This is a genomic window from Actinomadura sp. RB99 (assembly GCF_014706005.1).
Lineage (GTDB): Bacteria > Actinomycetota > Actinomycetes > Streptosporangiales > Streptosporangiaceae > Spirillospora.
In genome coordinates this window covers 59,044-76,202 of record NZ_JABMCA010000048.1, presented here as the reverse complement: position 1 = coordinate 76,202, position 17,159 = coordinate 59,044, and the positions used below count along the sequence as shown (strand labels likewise).

Below are 17,159 nucleotides of genomic sequence, written 5' to 3'. Positions count from 1 at the left end.
CGGCAGGACGGTTCCGGGGCCGCGCTGGTTCCGCGGGCCTCCCCCGCCGCCGCGCCGGGCGCGGCGGCGGGGGACGCTCAGACGAGGTCGAGCTTCAACATCCGGATCGCGTTGCCACGGGACGGGCGCCTCCGCGCCGTCCCCGCCGTCGCGGTCCCGGTGCTCGCCTCCGTCGGGCGGCGCGACCGTCCGCGCCGCATCGAGGCGACCGCCGGCCTCCTCCGCCTGGAAGGGGCGGACGTCGAGGCGGCGCTCGCGGAGGTGTGGGCGGTGCCGCCGACGGCGGCCGAGTGCGCGGACCTGCTCGACGCGTTCGGCGAGGGGCTGGCGGCGAGCCCGACGCTGGCGGCGCTGCCGTCGCGGACGTTCGAGCGCGCCGGATGCGACGCCCTCGCCGACGCGCAGAGCCTGCGGCTCGCGGCGCTCGTGCCGTCGGTGCTGCCCGGCGGGCGCGCCGCCGCGGACGCCGCCGCCGTCCGCGCCTACGCCGACGCGATCACCGCGTCCCGGCCCGGCGAGGCGGCGCGGGCGATGGCGGCCCTGGCGGGCGCGCAGGGGGCGTCCGCCCGGCTCACCGGTGAGGCGTTCGAGGCGGCCGCGCGGCGGTTGTGCCGCCGCCCGCCCGCGTTCCGCGCGGCGCTGCTCGCCGAGGTGCCCGCACCCCTGCGGGCCCGGATCGCCGGACGCTGGACGGCCGAGCTGCCCGCCCGCGCGCGCGCCGGCCGCGCCCAGTTGCGCGGCGCCGACGTCGAACGCCGCAACGACCTGATCGAGATCGTGCTGCGGCTGCGCACGCGCGGGATCACCGAACCGGATCTGGAGTCCTGGGCGCGCGGCGCCGCGGGCCGCTGGCTCGCCGCCCGGCAGCTCGACGCGCGCCTGGCCGACCGGCCGGAGCTGCGCGCCGCGCTGAAGGACCTCCTCGCCGGGGACGAGAGGAGGTGAGCCCGTGCAGATCCTGATCGCGTTCCTGCTGGTCGCCGTGTGGGCGGGGGCGATGTGGCTCGGGTTCTGGTACGTGTTCCCGGTGCTGTTCCCCGCGACGCTGATCGTCGCGGGCGCCGCCGCGCTCGGCCTCTACTACCTGAACGCCTGCCGCACGCTGGCGCCGTCCGCGCTCGACGGGCCGTCCCCCGTCGCCCAGCCGGACGTCGCCTACCGCAACTACCTGCTCGTCCAGGTGTGGCGGGACTGGTGGACGATCAGCCGGACCGTCGTCCCGCAGGTGTACCGGATCGCGTCCGGCATCGTCGTCCGGCTCACCCGGACGCTGCTCGGCGGGCCGTGGGGGTTCTTCGCGTTCCCGATCTGGCTGTCGCTGTGCGCGGGGATCGCGGCGGCGGCCGTCCCGGCGGCGGGGTTCGTGCTGGCGCTGACCGTCCTGTACGGGGTCGTCGCCGCGGTCGGGCTGGGGGCGTGGCTGGCGTGCGTGCTGGTCCTCGCGGCCGTCGAGCGGGTCTTCATGGCGTACGGGCGGATCCTGCAGACCTGCCCGCACCCGTTCTGCTACGAGCGCATCGGCCTGCCCGAGTACGAGTGCCCGGGATGCGGCGCCCGCCACCGGCGCCTGTCGCCCGGGGCCGCCGGGGCGTTCCGGCACGTGTGCCGGTGCGGCGCGCGGCTCCCCACGACCGTCCCGCTCGGCCGGTTCCGGCTCGCCGCGTACTGCCCGCACTGCGGCGGCCGCCTCCCCGAGCGCATCGGGCGCGTCCGCGTCGAGCCGCTGCCCTTCGTCGGCGGGCCCGCCGCGGGGAAGACCACGTTCATGTTCCTCGGCATCCGGGCGCTGCACGCGCGCGCCCGGTCCGTCCAGGGGCGGCTGGCGTTCGTGGAGCAGCGGCACGCGCAGGCGTACGCGGGCGCGATCCGCGAGTTCCAGAGCGGCGGGCGCCCCGCCAAGACCGGCCCGGAGCTGCCGCTCGCCACCATGGTCGACGTGGACCTGCCCGGCCGCGCCCGCCGCATCCTGTACCTGTTCGACCCGGCGGGCGAGCACTACACCGGCGCCACCGAGGTCGAGTCGCTGCGCTACCTCGACCACGGCGAGGCGCTGCTGTTCGTCGTCGACCCGTTCGCGCTCCCGCAGGTCCGCCGCGCGCTCACCGAGGACGAGCGGGACCTCGTCGACCAGGCCGCCGCCTCCTCGGAGGAGGACCCCGCCGACACCCTCCAGCGGGTCCTGAACGACCTGCGCTCCCGGTCCGACCAGGGCCGGCAGAAGCGCGTCGCGGTCATCGTCACCAAGGCCGACCTGCTCGTCCGCACCGAGATCGGCCGCTGCCTCGGCCACGACGGCGACGTCCGCGCCTGGCTCGGCGGCGTCGGGCTCGGCAACACCGTCCGCACCCTCGATCAGGTCGCCGGGCAGGTCCGCTACCTCGCCTCCGGCCTCGCCACCGAGCCCGCCGACGTCGCGGACCTGCTCGGCTGGGCGTCCGGGCTCGCCCCCGCCGCCCCGTCCGGCGGCGACCACCCCCTCACCGCCGGCGACGCGCAGGAGGTCCCCGGCACCGCGCCGCTGCGCGCCCCCTGGCCGGTCCGCGGGCGCGGCTCGGCCCGCGTCCCCGCCGGCTACCAGGCCGGGCGCTGGGCGGTGCTGTGCGGGCTGTCGGTGCTCACCGTCGCGGCCGTCACCGGCGCCGTGGTCGCCGCCGCCGAACGGTTCCCGTACTGAACGCGCCGCCGGGGCCCGCGGCGCGTCCCGGGTGTGACGGATCCCACTCCCTGACGCGGCAGATAACGGACCGTCATCCGGTTAGAGCCTCTCGGAACCGGCCGACCCCGCCGGCTCCCCCAGCCGACCGAGAGGTGGAGACATGACGACGATCGCGCCCGAAGGGCTGCTCGCCATCGACGCGTCCGCGCAGGACCTGCTGTTCCGCGAGGCCCGCACCGCCAACACCTTCAGCTCCGAGCCCGTGACCGACGAGCAGCTCCGCGCGATCTACGACCTGGTCAAGTGGGCGCCGACCGCGATGAACGCCCAGCCGCTGCGCCTCGTCGCCGTCCGCACCCCGCAGGCGCGCGAGCGGCTGCTGCCGCTGATGGCCGAGGGCAACCGCGCCAAGACCGCGTCGGCGCCGCTCACCCTCATCGTCGCCGCCGACGAGGACTTCCACGAGCACCTCCCGGTCACCTTCCCGCACAAGGAGGGCGCCCGCGAGGCCCTGCACGACAGCCCGGGCCGCCCCGCCATGGCCCGCTTCAACGCCTCCATCCAGCTCGGCTACCTCATCCTCGGCATCCGCGCCGCCGGCCTGGCCGCCGGCCCGATGGCGGGCTTCGACGCCGAGGCCGTCGAGAAGGAGTTCCTGGAGGGCAACCAGCGCGCCATCGCCGTCGTCAACGCCGGCCGGCCCGGCCCGGACGCCTGGTTCCCCCGCAACCCGCGCCTCGAGTTCGAGCAGGCGGTGAAGGTTGTCTGAACCCCCCGCCGGGACGGCCGCGCCCGCGGGCGCGGCCGCCCGCGCGGACCGGCGGGTCGTGCTGGTCCTGGTGCTGGGCGCGCTGAGCGCGATGGCGCCGCTGTCGATCGACATGTACCTGCCGGCGCTGCCCAGGGTCGCGTCCGACCTGTCGACCGGGGCGTTCCAGGCGCAGCTCACCCTGACCGCCTGCGTGGTCGGGCTGGCCGCCGGCCAGGCCGTCGCGGGGCCGCTGAGCGACGCGCTCGGGCGGCGCAGGCCGCTGCTCGCCGGGCTGGCCGCGTACGCCGTCGCGTCGCTGCTGTGCGTCGCGGCGCCGACCGTGGAGACGCTGATCGCGCTGCGGGTCGTGCAGGGCGCGGCCGGGGCGGCGGGGATCGTGATCGCGCGCGCCGTCGTCCGGGACCTGTACGACGGGGTGGCGGCGGCGCGGTTCTTCTCCTCGCTGATGCTGGTCAACGGCCTCGCGCCGATCCTGGCGCCGGTCATCGGCGGTCAGCTGCTGCGGGTCATGCCGTGGCCGGGCGTGTTCGGGGTGCTGACCGGGATCGGCGTCGCGCTGCTGCTGGCGACGCTCGCCGGGCTCGGCGAGACGCTGCCGCCGGATCGGCGGGAGACCGGTGGCCTGCGCGCGACCGTCCGGACGTTCGGGGCGCTCGCGCGCGACCGGTCGTTCGTCGGCCCCGCGCTCGCTCTCGCGCTGGCGTTCGCCGCGCTGTTCACCTACATCTCCGGCTCGCCGTTCGTGCTGCAGGACATCTACCACCTGTCGCCGCAGGCGTTCAGCGTCGCGTTCGGCGTGAACTCGCTGGGCATCGTCGTCGCGGGCCAGCTCAGCGGGCGGCTCGCCGGGCGCGTCGCGCTGCGCCGGCTGCTGGCGGCGGGGCTGGCGACCGTCGCGGCGGGCGGGCTGCTGCTCCTCGGCGCGGTGCTGGCCGGCGGCGGGCTGCCCGCGGTGCTGCCGGCGCTGTTCCTCGTCGCGTCCGGGCAGGGGCTGATCATGCCGAACGCGACGGCGCTCGCGCTGGCCGGCCGGCCGCCGCGGGTCACCGGGAGCGCGTCGGCGCTGCTCGGGCTGTCGCAGTTCGCGCTCGGCGGGGCCGCCGGGCCGCTCGCCGGGATCGCCGGGCCGCGCACGGCGGTGCCCATGGCCGTGACGATCGCGGTGCTGTCGCTGCTCGCCGCCGCCGTCGCCGCGGCCGCGCCGTCGAGGGTTGCGTCAGCGAACTGACCGTGCGTACGGTCGGGACGTGATCGTTCGCATCGGCATGGCCCCCGCGTCCGGCGCGCTCGGACCCGACTCCCTCACCGCCCTCGTCCTCGGCCTCGAACGCGAGGGCTTCGACTCGCTCTGGGTGTCCGAGCGGGCGTCCGGACCGACGCTCGATCCCGTCGTCGTGCTCACGCACGCGGCGGCGCTGACGTCCAGGATCAAGCTCGGCACCGCGGTCATGACGGTGCCCGGCCGCTCCCCCGCCCTGCTCGCCAAGGAGCTGGCGTCGCTGGACGTGCTGTCGCGCGGCCGGCTGCTGCCCGCGTTCGGGCTCGGCCAGCGGCTGCCCGCCGAGCAGCAGGCGTTCGGCGTCCGCCGCGAGGAGCGCGCCGCGATCTTCGAGGAAGCGCTGCCGCTGCTGCGCCGCTTCTGGGCCGGCGACGCCGTCGTCCACGCCGGGCCGCGCTTCCGCTACGACGGGCTGCGGATCGAGCCGAGGCCCGTCAAGGGCGGCTTCGACGTGTGGATGGGCGGGACGTCGGACGCGGAGCTGCGCCGCACCGGGCGGCTGTCGGACGGCTGGCTCGCCGCGTTCACCACGCCCGCGGAGGCCGAGCGCGGCCGGATCGCGGTGCAGGACGCCGCCGCTGCCGCCGGACGCGAGATCGAGGAGGAGCACTTCGGCGCCGTCGTCCCGTACCGGCGCGGCCCGCTGCCGGAGGAGGCGGCGGCCCGGTTCGCGCGCGTCCGCCGCGTCAGCGGCCCGGCCGACCCCGCCGAGGTCGTCCCCGACCTCGACGGCCTGGAGGGGCACCTGAAGCGGCTGGTGGAGGCGGGCCTGTCGAAGTTCGTCCTCGCCCCGCTGTCCGCCCCGGACGACTGGGACGCCGAACTCACCGACGTCCGCGACGCGGCGCTGCCCCTCCAGACCCGCCGCTGAGCCGTCGCGGCGCGGCGGGCCGCTCGTCAGTCGAGGGCGGCGAGGATGAAGTCGGCGACCTCGGCGGCCAGCTCGGCGGCGGGCTTCGGGCCGTCGGCCCGGTACCAGCGCGGGAGCTGGTTGACCATGCCGAGCGCGACGATCGTGACGGTGTCGGCGGGCGTCGGGGTGGTGAACGAGCCGTCCCGCTTGCCCTGCTCGACGAGCCCGCGGAAGGTGTTGTGGTAGCGGCGGCGGTCGGCGCGGACGGCGTGCATGCGGACGTCGTCGAGCCGGTGCATCTCGCGGCCGAACACCTTCGCCTCGTCGATGTGCTCGGCGGTGCTGAGGATCAGCCCGGTGAGCACCCGGCGGACGGCCTCGCGCGGCGGCAGCCCCTCGGCGAGGACGGCGTCGAGGTCGGCGAGCTGCCGCGCGATGAGCGAGTGGTAGATCTCGTAGAGCAGGGCGTCCTTGGAGTCGAAGTAGTGGTAGAGGGCGCCCTTGGTGACCTCGGCGGCCTCGACGATGCCCTGGACGGACGTCCCGTCGAAGCCGCGCTCGGCGAACAGCCGCAGGGCGGCGTCCAGGATGCGCCGCTCCACGGGGCTGCGCCGGACCGGCGCCGCCCCCGCGCCGTCCGCCGCGGCGCCCGTAGGCTGGGTCTCGGTCATCGGCGCTCCTCCCATTGACGCGCCCGCGTCCACGGACATAGCTTGCCAGAAACCGACCGGTCGGTATGCACCCGTCCCGCCTGGATCGAGGGAGACCCCTGATGCCCGCAGTCGAGACCGTCCGCGGACCCGTCGACGTCGCCGCCCTGGGCCGCACGTACATGCACGAGCACGTCTTCTGCCTCAGCGCCGAGCATGTCGAGAACTACGGCGCGGGCGACTGGTGGGACGAGGAGGAGAAGGTCGCCGACGCGGTGGCCAAGCTCCGGGAGCTGCCCGCGCGCGGCATCACGACGATCGCGGACCCGACCGTGTGGGGCCTCGGCCGCTACATCCCGCGCATCCAGCGGATCGCCGAGCAGGTCCCCGAGCTCAACATCATCGCGGCGACCGGCATCTACACCTACAACGACCTGCCGTTCCAGTTCCACCACCGCGGGCCGGGCACGCTGCTGGACACCGGCTCCGACCCGATGACCGGCTACTTCGTCCGCGACCTGACGCAGGGCATCGCCGACACCGGCGTCAAGGCCGCGTTCCTCAAGTGCGCGATGGACGCCCCGGGCCTCACCCCCGGCGTCGAGCGGGTGCTGCGGGCCGTCGCGGCCGCGCACCGGGAGACGGGCGCCCCGGTGACGGTGCACACCGAGAGCTCGATCCACGCGGGCCGGACGGTCGTGGAGATCCTCGGCAAGGAGGGCGTCGACCTCAGCAAGGTCGTCGTCGGGCACGCCGGGGACAGCAACGACCTCGACTACCTGATGGAGCTGGCGGACACCGGCGCGATCCTCGGCATGGACCGGTTCGGCCTGGACGTGATCAACCCGACCGCCGACCGGGTCCGGACCGTCGCGGCGCTGTGCGAGCGCGGCTACGCCGACCGGATGGTGCTCAGCCACGACGCGAGCTGCTTCATCGACTGGTTCGGCCCCGACCCGGCGACCGTGCCGGCGTTCGCGCCGAACTGGAACTACCGGCACATCAGCGACGACGTGCTGCCCGCGCTGCGCGAGGCGGGCGTGCCGGACGGGCAGGTCGACCAGATGCTCGTCGCGAACCCGCGCCGCTACTTCACCCGCTGAGGGCGCGCGACGCGCCGACCGGCAGCGCCACGCCCGCGAGAGATCGCCGGCGCCCGCGTCCCGCTGGGACGGGATTCATGGTCAACGGTTATCCACAGGGATGGCCAGGAACCCGTCTCAAGGACTAATCCGCCCGGATCGGGAATCATGGGTGGAAACTGCTAGGAGGCGCCGGTGAACGAGGTCTTCGAGCATCGCGGGCTCCGCGCCGCGATCCCCATGCTGCTGATGGCGCTGCTGGTCCTCGTCGCGCCCGGCTGCCAGGCGCTCGACCGCGGCGGCGCGGGCCCGGAGGACGTCCCGCCGCCGGTCAAGACGCCCGTCGTCCAGCACGAGAAGCCGAGCGGGCGGCGCCCCGGCGTCGTCAACATCGACACCGAGCAGGGCCTGAACAGCACCCGCGCCGCCGGCACCGGGATCGTCATGGACCCCTCCGGGCTGGTGCTGACCAACAACCACGTCATCCAGGGCGCCACCACGATCAAGGGCACCGACACCGACAACCGGCGCTCCTACACCGCCCAGATCGTCGGCTACGACCGGCAGAGCGACGTCGCCGTGATCCGCCTGTTCGGCGCCTCCCGGCTGAAGGCCGCCGTGTTCGGCGACCCGTCCGCGGTGGGCGTCGGGGACCCGGTCACCGCCGTCGGCAACGCCGGCGGCAAGGGCGGCACCCCGACGGTCGTCACCGGCAAGGTCACCTCGCTGGACCAGACGGTCACCGCCCGCGACGACAGCGACGGCACCTCCGAGCGGCTCACCGGCATGATCGAGACGAGCGCGCCGATCAGGCCGGGCGACTCCGGCGGCCCGCTGCTCAACACCCGCGGCCGGGTCATCGGCATCAACACCGCGGCGTCCGCGTCGTTCACCGTGGGCAAGTCCAAGCAGAAGGGCACCCACCGCGGCTACGCCATCCCGTCCGACCGGGCCCTCGCGATCGCCCGGCAGATCGCCCGCGGCCAGGCGTCGTCGACCGTGCACATCGGCCCGACCGCCATGCTCGGGGTGAAGGTCCGCTCCGGCGACACGCAGGGCGCCCAGGTCGCCGAGGTGGTACCCGGCACCCCGGCCGACGAGGCCGGCGTCCCGGTCGGCGCCACGATCATCTCGCTCGGCGGCGCCACGGTCGACTCGCCGACGACGCTCACCGGGCTGATGCTCGCGCACCATCCCGGCGAGACCGTCCGGCTGGAATGGTTCACCACGCAGGGCACCCGGTCGGCCGCCACGCTCCGCCTGGCCGACGGCCCGCCGCAGTAGCCGGGCGGCCGCGGTAGCCGGGCGTCGCCACGGGCGTCGTCGCGACGGCGCTCGGGCTTCCGCTGGACGCAACTCGCGGGCACGCGAAAGGCCCGTGGCGTGCGACAGTGGAGGCACCCGACCGCGAGGATGTGAACGATGACCCGCAAGGCGCCCGCCGATGACTTCGACGACACCGGAATGCGGGTGTCGGAGCCGAAGACGTGGGCGGCCGGCGTTCCCGGCGTCACGGCGGCGCTGCGCCAGTCCTACGACCAGATGGGCGTCCGCCGGACGGCGCTGACGCTGCTGCGCGTCAACCAGAAGCAGGGGTTCGACTGCCCCGGCTGCGCCTGGCCGGAGGGCGACCACCGGCACGTCGCCGAGTTCTGCGAGAACGGCGCCAAGGCCGTCGCGGAGGAGGCCACGGCGCGCCGCGTCACCCGCGAGTTCTTCGCCGCGCACACCGTGGACGAGCTGGCCGGGCGCTCCGACCACTGGCTCGGGCAGCAGGGCCGGCTGACCGAGCCGATGCTGAAGCGCGCCGGGTCCGCGCACTACGAGCCGGTGTCGTGGGACGAGGCGATCGGGCTGCTGGCGACGGAGCTGAACGCGCTGGACTCCCCCGACGAGGCCGTCTTCTACACCTCGGGGCGCACCAGCAACGAGGCGGCGTTCGCCTACCAGCTGTTCGCCCGCGCGTTCGGCACCAACAACCTGCCCGACTGCAGCAACATGTGCCACGAGTCGTCCGGGTCGGCGCTCGGCGAGACGATCGGCGTCGGCAAGGGCTCGGTGCTGCTGGAGGACCTCTACCGGGCCGACCTGATCTTCGTCGTCGGGCAGAACCCCGGCACCAACCACCCCCGCATGCTGTCCGCGCTGGAACGGGCCAAGAAGGGCGGCGCGCGGATCGTCGCGGTGAACCCGCTGCCGGAGGCCGGGCTGATGCGGTTCAAGAACCCGCAGCGGCCGTCCGGCGTCACCGGGCGCGGCACCGCGCTCGCCGACCGGTTCCTGCAGATCCGGCTGAACGGCGACCTCGCGCTCTTCCAGGCGCTGAACCGGATGCTCCTGGAGTCCGACGCGCCCGGCGCCCTCGACCGGGAGTTCCTCGACGCCCACACCCACGGGTTCGAGGCGTTCGAGAAGCACGTCCGCGGCCTCGACTGGGACGACGTCCTGGAGGCGACCGGGCTGACCCGCGGCGAGATCGCCGCGACGCTCGGGGACGTCCTCGCGGCGGAGCGGATCGTGGTGTGCTGGGCGATGGGCCTCACCCAGCACCGCAACTCGGTGCCGACGATCCGCGAGGTCGTCAACTTCCTGCTGCTGCGCGGCAACATCGGCCGGCCCGGCGCGGGCGTCTGCCCCGTCCGCGGCCACTCCAACGTCCAGGGCGACCGGACGATGGGCATCTACGAGAAGCCCAAGCCCGAGTTCCTCGACGCGCTCGCCGCGGAGTTCGCGTTCGAGCCGCCGCGCGAGCACGGCCTCGACACCGTCGACGCGATCCGCGCCATGCGCGACGGCAAGGCGAAGGTGTTCTTCGGCATGGGCGGCAACTTCGTCCGCGCCACGCCCGACTCCGACGTCACCGAGAAGGCGCTGCGCTCCTGCCGGCTCACCGCGCAGGTGTCGACGAAGCTCAACCGCTCGCACGCGGTGACCGGCGAGCTCGCCCTCATCCTGCCGACGCTCGGCCGCACCGAGCGCGACGAGCAGGCGTCCGGGCCGCAGTTCGTCTCGGTCGAGGACTCGATGGGCATGGTGCACGCCTCCCGAGGCCGCCTCGCGCCCGCCTCCGAGCACCTGCTCTCCGAGGTCGCGATCGTCTGCCGCCTCGCCCGCGCGACGCTCGGCGGGTCCGGCATCGCCTGGGACGCGATGGAGCGCGACTACGACGTGATCCGCGACCACGTGTCCCGCGTCGTCCCCGGCTTCGCCGACTACAACGCCCGCGTCCGCGAGCCCGGCGGCTTCACCCTCCCCCACGCGCCGCGCGACGAGCGCCGCTTCCCGACCGCCACCGGCAAGGCCAACCTCACCGTCAACGAGCTGGAGGTGCTGCGCGTCCCGGAGGGCCGGCTGCTGCTCCAGACCGTCCGCAGCCACGACCAGTACAACACCACCATCTACGGCCTGGACGACCGCTACCGCGGCGTCAAGGCGGGGCGCCGCGTCGTGTTCGTCAACCCGGAGGACCTGGCCGGCCTCGGCATCGCCGACGGCGCCGTGGTCGACCTGGTGTCGGAGTGGTCCGACGGCGTCGAGCGCCGCGCCCCCGCCTTCCGCGTCGTGGCCTACCCGACCGCCCGCGGCTGCGCCGCCGCCTACTTCCCGGAGACGAACGTCCTCGTCCCCCTCGACAGCACCGCCGAGGTCAGCAACACCCCCACCTCCAAGTCCGTGATCGTCCGTCTGGTCCCGGCCTGACCGTCTAGGCTCGGGGCATGACGAACCTGCCGGAGCCCGCCGGTACGCCGGAGATGCGGGCCGGTGACGCCGACCGGGACCGGGTCGCGCAGGTGCTGCGCGACGCGGCCGGCGAGGGGCGGCTCACGCTCGACGAGCTCGACGAGCGCCTGGACGCGGTGTACGCGGCGAAGACCTACGCCGACCTGGAGCCGCTCACCCGCGACCTGCCGGCGACGGGGGCCGACGCCGCGCCCGCTCCCCTCGGCGGCGCCGACTGGCGCCCGGTCGACGGCGCCCCGTCCTGGTCGTCCGGGATCGGCGTCATGAGCGGCTTCACCCGGACCGGCGTGTGGAACGTCCCCCGCGCGTTCACCGCGTTCGCGTTCTGGGGCGGCGGCAAGATCGACCTGCGCGAGGCCCGCTTCACCGGGCCCGAGGTGACGATCCGCGCGTTCGCCCTCATGGGCGGCGTCCAGGTCATCGTGCCCGACGACATCACGGTGCACGTCAAGGGCATCGGCGTCATGGGCGGGTTCGACCACGGCGCGAGCGCCGTGGGCGCGCCCGGCTCCCCCACGGTCGTCGTGAGGGGCTTCGCGTTCTGGGGCGGCGTGGACGTCAAGCGCAAGGCCCGGCGCCAGCGGAAGAAGCTCCGCAAGGAACTGAAGAACCCCGACCCCGGCACCTGAGCCGCCCGCGGGGCTACGGCGCCGCGCTGGTCCGGTCGACCAGGGCGGAGCCGAAGACCCACGAGGACGTCTGGGCGATGAAGTCGCCGGGGAATCCGAGGGTGAAGCCGGTGGCCTCCTCCAGGCGGGTGACGGTCTCGGGCGGGAGGACGAGGTCGGCGGCGGCGAGGTTGTCGCGGAGCTGGTCCGCGGTGCGGGCTCCGACGATGGGGTGGACCGCACGGGAGCGGTGCGCCGTCCACGCGATCGCCACCTGCGAGGGCGTGGCGCCGATCTCTCGGGCGGCGTCCTGGACGGCCCGCGCGACGGCGTGGTCCCGGTCCGAGAGGGAGGCCGAGGCCAGCCGGCCGCCGGCGGCGGAGTCCGGGCGCCCGTACTTGCCGGTCAGCACCCCGCCGGCCAGCGGGCTCCACGCGGTGACGCCGAGGCCGAGCGACTCGGCCATCGGCAGCAGCTCGCGTTCGATGTCGCGCTGGAGCAGGCTGTAGGGGACCTGCAGGCCGATGAACGGGCTCCAGCCGTGCCACTGCGCCAGCGTGTTGGCGCGGGCCACGATCCAGGCCGGGGCGTCGGAGATGCCGACGTACAGCACCTTGCCCGCCCGCACCGCGTCGTCCAGCGCCCGCATCGTCTCCTCGATCGGCGTGTGCCGGTCCCACATGTGCACCCAGTAGACGTCCAGGTAGTCGGTGCGCAGGCGGCGGAGGCTGGTCTCCAGGGACGCGCGCAGGTTCTTGCGGTGGTTCCCGGCGGCGTTGGGGTCGGCGCGGTCGCGGGAGACCGTGTACTTCGTCCCGAGGACGAACGACTCGCGGCGGCGGCCCAGCAGCTCGCCCAGGAACTCCTCGCTCGCCCCGTCCCGGTAGTTGACGGCGGTGTCGATCATGTTGCCGCCGGCCTCGGCGTACAGGTCCAGCATCCGCCGGCATTCCGGCATCGGCGCGCCGACCCCGCCCTGCTCCCCGAACGTCATCGCGCCCAGGACCAGGTCGGAGACGCGGAGGCCGCTCGTCCCCAGAGTGCGGTACCTCATGCCGTCGCCGATCCGCCGAACAGTTCGGCGGCCCGCTCGGCGATCTCCTCCTGCGATACGTCCCGCACGTGCTGGTCCAGGGCCCAGCGGTGCCCGAACGGGTCCAGGAACTGGCCGGTGCGGTCACCCCAGAACGCGTCGTGCACCGGTTCGAAGACCGTGGCGCCGGCCCGCACCGCGCGGGCGGAGGCCGCGTCCACGTCGGAGACCTCGACATGGAGGGCGGCAGGCGTGCCGCCCAGCGCGGCCGGGGTGCGCATGCCCCGCTCGGGCATTTCCCCCGCCACGGCCAGGACGGTGTCGCCGAGCAGGAGTTCCACGGTCAGGGTTCGGCCGCCGGGGAGCGTGAGGCGGCTCGTCTCGCGCGCCCCGAACGCCTCGGCGTACCAGGAGGCGGCCTGGTCCGGGTCGCCGACGACCAAATGAATCGCTATCTGCGTCATGATCGGGACCATACAGCGTGTCTGGACACCATGTCCAGACATAATGTTCAGGCACGGTTATGATGGTGCGCATGCCTTCGAAGCGGCCCGTGAACCCCACCCGCCGATCCGGAACGTCCCAGGCCTCCGCCGAGCTGCGGGAGCGGATCCTGTCCGCCACGCGCGAGCTGCTGCGCGAGCACCGCTTCGACGCTCTGAGCGTGGCCGACATCCTGGCCGCCGCCGGGGTCTCGCGGGCCAGCTTCTACTTCTACTTCCCGAGCAAGCAGGCCGTGCTCGGCGAGCTCGTGCGCGAGGCCGTCGCGCAGGGGCAGCAGGCGGCGCGCCCGTGGATCGACCAGCGGCAGGACCCGGTCTCGGCGCTCCGGTCGGGCGTGGCCGAGGGGGCACGGCTGTGGCGCGACAACGCCGGCGTGCTCGCGGCCATCGTGGAGAGCTGGGGATCGGACGAGGACCTGCGGAAACTGTGGCTCGAACAGATGGACCTGTTCACCGAGGCCGCCACCGCGCGCATCGAGTCCGACCCGCACGCGAGCGAACGGCTCGGCTCCATGGACACGCGCGCCGTGGCCGCCTCGCTGACCTGGCTCGGAGAGCGCCTCTACTACCTGGCCGCGACCGGAGTCCCGCCGTTCGACGACGAGGAGGTCCTCATCGACGTCCTCACCAACGCCTGGATCTCGACCCTCTACGGCACCGACGCACCGAAACCCGCATGACCCCGGCCCTATGAGGCGCACAGGGGGGCGGGGGTCAGCCGGTGAGGCGGTCCAGCCATTCGGAGAGGAGGGCCGTCTCGGCGGGCGTGAGGGCGGCCGACGGGTCGGCGGCCAGGGCGGCGCGGAGGGCGACCGCGGAGGCGGCGCGGGTGCCGCGGGGGGCGGGCTCGTCCGACGGGTCGTCCGGGACGGTCACCGCGGCGAGGACGGCCTCGCGGGTGCGGGCGGACAGGCCGCCGCCGTCGTCCCCGTTCGCGATGAGGAAGAGCACGACGCCGACGCCGGCCGCCTGGATCATCTGCGCGGCGGCGTCCACCGGGACACGGAGGCGGCCCGCGCGGGCGACGGCGCCGACGAGGCCGAGCAGGATGGCGTACGCCTCGTCGACGGCGGGCGTGGTGCGCGGCGTCCCGTACATCAGCGCGTAGACGGCCGGGTTCGTCAGGCCGAACTCGACGTGCACGTCCCAGCCGTGCCGCAGGTCCTCGAGCGGGTCGCCGGACGCGGCCATGGCGCGCTTGCTCGCCAGGTACTCCTCGAAGCCGTGCGCGGCGACGGCGTCGAAGAGGCCCTGCTTGTCGCCGAAGTGGTGGTAGAGGGTGGGCGCGCCGACGCCCGCGGCCGCGCAGACGGCGCGGGTGGAGACGGGCTCGCCGCCGGATTCGGCGATCAGCCGGGCGGCCGCCCGCAGGATGCGGTCCCGCCCGTCGGTGTCCTTCTGCGCGCTCACAACATCGATGTTACAGAACTCCGGCGAGCGTCGTTAGCCCACCGTGACGTGGGCATATCAGGAGTCGGGCCCGTCCCGATGTAGCGTCACTATAGAACTGGGTATATCGTTGGTTCAGGCGGTCGCGATCCGGCCGTCCCCGTCTACGAGAGGAACGCGAGATGCGCAGCGCCGTTCTCACCGAAAAGGGCAAGCCGCTGGAGATCGTCGAGCGGGAGGTGCCGGAGCCGGGGCCCGGCGAGATCCTGGTCCGGGTCACCGCCTGCGGGATGTGCTACTCCGAGGTCGGGCTGGTGCACGGGAGCTACCCGTTCGCGCGGTTCCCGACCGTGCCGGGCCACGAGATCAGCGGGGTCGTCGAGGCGCTCGGGCCGGGCGTGGAGTGGCCCGCGCCCGGCACGCCGGTGGGCGGCCAGTGGATCTACGGCTCGTGCGGGCGCTGCGACCAGTGCGTGCGCGGCGACCAGATCCTGTGCACCGGCGCGCCCCGCCGGGTCACCGGGATCACCGACGACGGCGGGTACGCCGAGTACTACATCGCCCGCGCCGGGTTCGTCACCCCGCTGCCCGACGGCCTGGACCCGGTCGCGGCGGCGCCGCTGATGTGCGCCGGGATCACCGCGTTCAACGGGCTGCGGCACGCGGGCGCGACGGCCGGCTCGCGCGTCGCGGTGCTCGGCACCGGCGGCGTCGGGGAGATGGCGATCCGGTTCGCGGCCGCGATGGGCGCCCGCGTCGCCGCGGTGTCCCGGTCGCGCCGCGCCGAGGACGAGACGCGCCGCCGGGGCGCCGAGCTCTTCGTCGCCACCGACGAGCAGGACCCGGCCGAAGCGCTGCGGGACTGGGGCGGCGCCGACGTCATCGTGAACACCACGCCGAGCACCGGGCCCGCGCAGGCGGCGCTCGGCGGCGTCGCCCCGGACGGCACCCTGCTGTTCCTCGGCGTCGGCGCCGACGACCTGGCGGTGGCGCCCGGGCTGCTCGTGATGAACCGGGTGCGGGTGATGGGCACCCCGTCGGGGTCCCCGCACGACCTGCGCGACACCCTCGCGTTCGCGGCCGCGCACGGGATCCTCCCGGACGTCACCCCGGTCACCCTGGACGAGGCGCCCTCCGTCCTCGCTACGATGATCGAGGGCCGCCACCACGGCCGGTCCGTCATCACGTTCGGCTGAACCGCCTCCACGGCCGCGCCCGCTCGTAGGCGCGGCAGGCGGCCATGACCAGGGCGTCGGCGTGCCGGGCGCCGACGACCTGGAGGCCGATCGGCAGCCCGTCCGAGGTGAACCCGCACGGCAGGCTCGCGGCCGGCTGCTGGGTCATGTTGAACGGGTAGGTGAACGGCGTCCAGGACGTCCAGCGGGGCGACGGCGAGCCCGGCGGGACCTCCCGGCCGGCCTCGAACGCGGCGATCGGCATGGTCGGGGTGAGCAGCAGGTCGTAGCGGTCGTGGAACAGCCCCATGATCCGGCCGAGCTCCATGCGGCGCGCGGTCGCGGTCAGGTACTCGACGGCCGAGTAGCGGGCGCCCTGCTCGCAGATCTCGCGCAGGCCGGGGTCGAGCCGCGCGCGCTGCTCGGGCCCGAGGTGCTCGACGACCTTCGCCGCGCCGGCGAACCAGAGCACCTCGAAGTCGGCGACCGGGTCGGCGAAGCCCGGGTCGGCCTGCTCCACCTTGGCGCCCAGCTCGGTGAACACCTCCGCCGCGGCGGCCACCGAGGCCGCAACCTCCGGGTCGACCCGGGCGAAGCCGAGGTCCGGGCTGAACGCGACGCGCAGCCCGGCGAGGTCGTCCCCGCCCCGTTCGCCGGACGCGCCGGCGAACGGGGCGGCGGGCGGCGGCAGGGACGACCAGTCCCGCGCGTCGGCGCCGCACACGGCGTCCAGCAGCAGCTCCGCGTCCGCGACGGTGTTGGTCATCGGCCCGGTGTGCGCGAGCGTCCCGAACGGGCTCGCCGGGTAGTGCGGGATGCGGCCGTACGTCGGCTTGATGGTGAAGGTCCCGGTGAACGCGGCGGGGATGCGCACCGAGCCGCCGCCGTCGGTGCCGAGCGCGAGCGGCGCCATGCCCGCCGCGACGGCCGCCGCCGCGCCGCCGCTGGACCCGCCGGGAGTGCGGGCGGGGTCCCACGGGTTGCGGGTGACCCCGGTGAGCGGGTTGTCGGTGACGCCCTTCCACGCGAACTCCGGCGTGGTCGTCTTGCCGACGAACACCGCGCCCTGCTCGCGCAGCCGCGCGACGGACGGGGCGTCCTCCGTCCACGGACCGGCGGGGTCGATCGTCGTGGACCCGCGCAGCGTCGGCCAGCCGCGGGTGAGCAGCACGTCCTTGATCGAGACGGGCACGCCGTCGAGCGTCCCGAGGGTCTCGCCGCGCCGCCACCGCTCGGCCGAGGCCCGCGCCGCCTCCAGCGTGGTGCCGGGGTCGAGCAGGCAGAACGCGTTGAGCCCGGGGTCGTCCCGGTCGATCCGCGCGAGGACGGCCTCGGCGGCCTCGACGGGCGAGAGCTCCTTGGCCCGGTACGCCTCCAGCAACTCGACGGCGGTCAGGTCTGCCGCGTCCGTCATGGCG

General features: G+C 74.8%; 15 protein-coding genes and 1 pseudogene. 11 read left to right on the top strand and 5 right to left on the bottom strand.

Annotation, left to right across the window (positions count from 1 at the left end; genetic code table 11):
- The 5 genes and pseudogenes from amrb99_RS33315 to amrb99_RS33295 all read left to right on the top strand — a co-directional run.
- A pseudogene (locus amrb99_RS33315) lies at positions 1–945 on the top strand (hypothetical protein); the annotation flags it as partial.
- Positions 946–949: 4 nt separating this feature from the next.
- On the top strand, positions 950–2,674 hold the full coding sequence (locus tag amrb99_RS33310; RefSeq protein ID WP_190863678.1) for a hypothetical protein: 1,725 nt from the start codon (positions 950–952) through the stop codon (positions 2,672–2,674).
- Between the two features lie 142 nt (positions 2,675–2,816).
- Positions 2,817–3,425, top strand: a complete 609-nt coding sequence (locus amrb99_RS33305; RefSeq protein ID WP_190863675.1) for a malonic semialdehyde reductase — start codon at positions 2,817–2,819, stop codon at positions 3,423–3,425.
- A complete protein-coding gene (locus amrb99_RS33300; RefSeq protein ID WP_241756165.1) occupies positions 3,418–4,656 on the top strand; it encodes a multidrug effflux MFS transporter in 1,239 nt (412 codons plus the stop codon). The genes amrb99_RS33305 and amrb99_RS33300 overlap by 8 nt, the downstream gene beginning before the upstream one ends.
- A gap of 19 nt (positions 4,657–4,675) precedes the next feature.
- Positions 4,676–5,578 (top strand): LLM class flavin-dependent oxidoreductase, encoded by a 903-nt coding sequence (locus amrb99_RS33295; RefSeq protein ID WP_190863673.1) that lies wholly within the window; start codon positions 4,676–4,678, stop codon positions 5,576–5,578.
- Between the two features lie 26 nt (positions 5,579–5,604).
- On the opposite strand, the gene amrb99_RS33290 is transcribed toward amrb99_RS33295, so the two are convergent.
- Positions 5,605–6,231 (bottom strand): TetR/AcrR family transcriptional regulator, encoded by a 627-nt coding sequence (locus amrb99_RS33290; RefSeq protein WP_190863671.1) that lies wholly within the window; start codon positions 6,229–6,231, stop codon positions 5,605–5,607.
- A 101-nt stretch (positions 6,232–6,332) separates the two neighbouring features.
- Between amrb99_RS33290 and amrb99_RS33285 the strand changes: the two genes are divergently transcribed.
- From amrb99_RS33285 to amrb99_RS33270, 4 genes are all read left to right on the top strand, one after another.
- The gene (locus amrb99_RS33285) at positions 6,333–7,313 is read left to right on the top strand and encodes a phosphotriesterase (RefSeq protein WP_190863669.1); all 981 of its coding nucleotides are present in this window, start codon (positions 6,333–6,335) and stop codon (positions 7,311–7,313) included.
- Between the two features lie 174 nt (positions 7,314–7,487).
- Positions 7,488–8,576, top strand: a complete 1,089-nt coding sequence (locus amrb99_RS33280; protein ID WP_347256959.1) for a trypsin-like peptidase domain-containing protein — start codon at positions 7,488–7,490, stop codon at positions 8,574–8,576.
- A gap of 138 nt (positions 8,577–8,714) precedes the next feature.
- Entirely contained in the window at positions 8,715–10,991 is a 2,277-nt protein-coding gene (locus tag amrb99_RS33275; protein WP_190863667.1) for an FdhF/YdeP family oxidoreductase, read from the top strand.
- Positions 10,992–11,008: 17 nt separating this feature from the next.
- The gene (locus tag amrb99_RS33270) at positions 11,009–11,662 is read left to right on the top strand and encodes a DUF1707 domain-containing protein (protein ID WP_241756164.1); all 654 of its coding nucleotides are present in this window, start codon (positions 11,009–11,011) and stop codon (positions 11,660–11,662) included.
- Between the two features lie 13 nt (positions 11,663–11,675).
- Here amrb99_RS33270 and amrb99_RS33265 read toward each other — a convergent pair whose 3' ends face one another.
- Positions 11,676–12,695 (bottom strand): aldo/keto reductase, encoded by a 1,020-nt coding sequence (locus amrb99_RS33265; RefSeq protein WP_190863665.1) that lies wholly within the window; start codon positions 12,693–12,695, stop codon positions 11,676–11,678.
- Positions 12,692–13,138, bottom strand: coding sequence for a VOC family protein (locus amrb99_RS33260; RefSeq protein ID WP_190863663.1), 447 nt, complete (start codon positions 13,136–13,138; stop codon positions 12,692–12,694). The genes amrb99_RS33265 and amrb99_RS33260 overlap by 4 nt, the downstream gene beginning before the upstream one ends.
- A gap of 71 nt (positions 13,139–13,209) precedes the next feature.
- Here amrb99_RS33260 and amrb99_RS33255 point away from each other — a divergent pair, with 71 nt between their 5' ends.
- Positions 13,210–13,857: a TetR/AcrR family transcriptional regulator gene (locus tag amrb99_RS33255; protein ID WP_190863661.1), complete on the top strand. Its 648-nt coding sequence runs from the start codon at positions 13,210–13,212 to the stop codon at positions 13,855–13,857.
- Between the two features lie 34 nt (positions 13,858–13,891).
- On the opposite strand, the gene amrb99_RS33250 is transcribed toward amrb99_RS33255, so the two are convergent.
- Positions 13,892–14,587: a TetR family transcriptional regulator gene (locus amrb99_RS33250; protein WP_190863659.1), complete on the bottom strand. Its 696-nt coding sequence runs from the start codon at positions 14,585–14,587 to the stop codon at positions 13,892–13,894.
- Positions 14,588–14,748: 161 nt separating this feature from the next.
- Here amrb99_RS33250 and amrb99_RS33245 point away from each other — a divergent pair, with 161 nt between their 5' ends.
- Positions 14,749–15,762: an alcohol dehydrogenase catalytic domain-containing protein gene (locus amrb99_RS33245; RefSeq protein WP_190863657.1), complete on the top strand. Its 1,014-nt coding sequence runs from the start codon at positions 14,749–14,751 to the stop codon at positions 15,760–15,762.
- Here amrb99_RS33245 and amrb99_RS33240 read toward each other — a convergent pair.
- Positions 15,749–17,155, bottom strand: coding sequence for an amidase (locus tag amrb99_RS33240; RefSeq protein ID WP_190863655.1), 1,407 nt, complete (start codon positions 17,153–17,155; stop codon positions 15,749–15,751). The two genes, amrb99_RS33245 and amrb99_RS33240, sit on opposite strands and share 14 nt — an antisense overlap.
- Positions 17,156–17,159 lie beyond the last annotated feature (4 nt).

Excerpts from the sequence above, each read along its gene's own strand:
- amrb99_RS33290 (WP_190863671.1), bottom strand. The coding sequence starts at position 6,231 with ATGACCGAGACCCAGCCTACGGGCGCCGCGGCGGACGGCGCGGGGGCG.
- amrb99_RS33260 (WP_190863663.1), bottom strand. The coding sequence starts at position 13,138 with ATGACGCAGATAGCGATTCATTTGGTCGTCGGCGACCCGGACCAGGCC.
- amrb99_RS33270 (WP_241756164.1), top strand. The coding sequence starts at position 11,009 with ATGACGAACCTGCCGGAGCCCGCCGGTACGCCGGAGATGCGGGCCGGT.
- amrb99_RS33255 (WP_190863661.1), top strand. The coding sequence starts at position 13,210 with ATGCCTTCGAAGCGGCCCGTGAACCCCACCCGCCGATCCGGAACGTCC.
- amrb99_RS33285 (WP_190863669.1), top strand. The coding sequence starts at position 6,333 with ATGCCCGCAGTCGAGACCGTCCGCGGACCCGTCGACGTCGCCGCCCTG.
- amrb99_RS33305 (WP_190863675.1), top strand. The coding sequence starts at position 2,817 with ATGACGACGATCGCGCCCGAAGGGCTGCTCGCCATCGACGCGTCCGCG.
- amrb99_RS33245 (WP_190863657.1), top strand. The coding sequence starts at position 14,749 with ATGCGCAGCGCCGTTCTCACCGAAAAGGGCAAGCCGCTGGAGATCGTC.
- amrb99_RS33265 (WP_190863665.1), bottom strand. The coding sequence starts at position 12,695 with ATGAGGTACCGCACTCTGGGGACGAGCGGCCTCCGCGTCTCCGACCTG.
- amrb99_RS33240 (WP_190863655.1), bottom strand. The coding sequence starts at position 17,155 with ATGACGGACGCGGCAGACCTGACCGCCGTCGAGTTGCTGGAGGCGTAC.
- amrb99_RS33275 (WP_190863667.1), top strand. The coding sequence starts at position 8,715 with ATGACCCGCAAGGCGCCCGCCGATGACTTCGACGACACCGGAATGCGG.